Origin of the sequence: Nocardioides sp. NPDC057577, from assembly GCF_042801335.1 — a bacterium.
In the GTDB taxonomy this organism is placed as follows: Bacteria; Actinomycetota; Actinomycetes; order Propionibacteriales; family Nocardioidaceae; genus Nocardioides.
Map to the genome: position 1 here is coordinate 1 of NZ_JBHVGB010000352.1, position 1224 is coordinate 1224.

Annotated in this window: 2 protein-coding genes; both read right to left on the reverse strand. The window is 67.4% G+C overall.

Annotation, left to right across the window (positions count from 1 at the left end; genetic code table 11):
- Positions 1-596: YceI family protein (locus ACFU7D_RS29715; RefSeq protein ID WP_378874142.1), on the reverse strand; the 596-nt coding region annotated here is incomplete at its 3' end.
- 262 nt (positions 597-858) lie between these two features.
- Positions 859-1224: arylamine N-acetyltransferase (locus tag ACFU7D_RS29720; RefSeq protein WP_378874143.1), on the reverse strand; the 366-nt coding region annotated here is incomplete at its 5' end.

A 1224-nucleotide genomic window follows, 5' to 3' on the forward strand; every position in this document is an offset into this window, starting at 1 on the left:
GACCTCAGGTGGTCGTCACGCATCCGGACGTTCGTGTCGATCGACGAGGCGTCGATGACGACGTGCATGGCGGAGTCCTCCATGCGGTCGGCTATCCGCACGGCACCGGCGAACGTATTGAACCTGCCGTGGATCCGCGCCATGCCGATGTGACGTGCCGTGAAACCGATCTGGGTGTGCGCGGGCTCGATCTCCCAGTCACCCGGATCCGGCAGCTGCGGAGGCTGGGCGACCTGGAGGAAGACATCTCCGAGGCTCACGTGATCGCCCTGGTCCAGGGTGAGCGAGCGGTGGAAGGGGGTGAACCCCTCGGCTGTGACACCCAGCCGGTAGTCACCTGCGGGAACGGTCGCGACCACGTTCCCGAAGGGGTCCGTCTCCCCGCTGACGACCTTGCGGCCGGCGCTGTCCGTGACGACGAAGTCGGCCTGCTGTACGGGCTCGGAGACGGGGTCCAGCACCCGGCAGCTCAGCATGGCGGCATCCTGCGGCACCGGGAACCCGGCGGGAGCGTTGCCCTGTGCGGTGCCGGACCTGCCTCTGCTGCTTAGCCAACGGCCGAACATGCGCACGTACTCCCCAGGGGTGGTTCTCACCTCGGACCCTGACAGCCGGACGTCGTTGTCGGAGCAGCGGCCCGCCGACGAATATGCATTCGATCACCGTTGCGACGTTCGAGGCAAACGCAGCAGCTCAGAGTGGGTTGTGCCGAGCTGTGCCCAGCTGTGCGTCACTGTACGCAGGTGCCACCGAAGGTCCGTATTGCGCAGGTTGGAGCACCCGTCGACGTCCGGGCATACGGTGCCAGGCACATCACACACATCACACACGTCACCCACCTCATGTACGTCACACACGTCATACGGTCAGGGGCGGGCGTACCACCGGCGGGTGGGTCAGCTCAATGCCGAAGTGGTCGCGGTAGGCGGCGAGTACCTCGGCGTCGTCCCGCAGCTCCGTCTCATGACGCTCGCCCCGCTCGGTCGTGATCAGCGTGCGGCCGCGGAGCGTCACCCGGCCGCCCTCCGTGCACCGGGAGCAGATCAGCGACCGGGTGAAGTGGGAGTCCGGTGAGGTCCGGTGGTACCAGGACCCGGCTCCGAAGTCCGCCAGCACACGCGGCCTCAGGTCGAGGCGGAACTGCTGCGAGCCGTCGCGCAGCAGATCCAGATCCCCCTGCGGCGCTTCCCGGAAGCGGAACATGCCGCTGGGGTCGTCCTGTTC